The organism is Acetobacter malorum (assembly GCF_002153605.1).
Classification (GTDB): Bacteria; Pseudomonadota; Alphaproteobacteria; order Acetobacterales; family Acetobacteraceae; genus Acetobacter; species Acetobacter malorum_A.
The window spans coordinates 1-784 of the sequence record NZ_JOPG01000058.1 but is presented as its reverse complement, the minus strand read 5'-3'; the positions used below and the strand labels follow the sequence as shown (position 1 = coordinate 784).

1 protein-coding gene and 1 pseudogene are annotated in these 784 nt (G+C 57.1%); both read left to right on the top strand.

Annotated features, from left to right (window positions below; all coding sequences use genetic code 11):
• Positions 1-139 precede the first annotated feature (139 nt).
• Positions 140-406 (top strand): hypothetical protein, encoded by a 267-nt coding sequence (locus HK23_RS13725; RefSeq protein WP_244896452.1) that lies wholly within the window; start codon positions 140-142, stop codon positions 404-406.
• Positions 407-550: 144 nt separating this feature from the next.
• A pseudogene (locus tag HK23_RS13720) lies at positions 551-784 on the top strand (phosphate-starvation-inducible PsiE family protein); the annotation flags it as partial.

Below are 784 nucleotides of genomic sequence, written 5' to 3'. Positions count from 1 at the left end.
CCGTGCATGTCGACGTCACCGCCACTGTTTCGGGCTTGAGCGTCAGCCCTCTGGATGCGACGGCTCTGACATCGGGCGACACACGCCCCGGCCTGAGGACTGCATCATGACTCTTCACACGGACAGGCCAAACAGAATTATGTCGCTTCCGACCGTTCAGATCGGTACAGAGCTGGCGGTCCTGCTGGCCGACTATCTCGGCGACCAAGAAAAAAACCAGGGATATAACGGCCTCATGCGTCGGGCGGCTGACCATCTGATTTACCACTTGGTATCTCGCTGGAGAACCGCGCCAGACCCGGAAGCGACGGCCGTCGCCGTGGTCCAAAAACTCCTGCCTGTCGCTGACCGCACGCACATGGCTAAGGCCTTGGCTAGTTGTTGGGAGACCTCGAAAACCAGCTGACATTGGCCTTGCCAAAAGGCGTGCGAGACCATCCCAGAACATTGTCTTGTCGCCTGCCACGCTGGCAGCGGCTTTGAACCGGATGTACGCCGGAAGGGCCACGACGTAGGAACTATAACCCAATTCATAGATGGGAAAACGGCTATGGAAGACCTCTCCATGAAACGTTCCTGGCAGAGCAGGGACTGGTCCCGCTTCATCAAGCTGTTCAGGGGCCTGACATTCTACGAGCGTTTTGAACAGGCGATCATTCTGACCCTGATTGCGCTCATCATGCTGGTCACCGCTATCGCGACGATTCATCTGATCAGCGCGGTATGGCATCTGGTCGTCGATGTCGGAATCGATCCGATCAACCAGACGATCTTCCAGGCGATT

Bases quoted from the DNA above. Each gene is read 5' to 3' on its own strand.
- HK23_RS13725 (WP_244896452.1), top strand. From the start codon at position 140: ATGTCGCTTCCGACCGTTCAGATCGGTACAGAGCTGGCGGTCCTGCTG.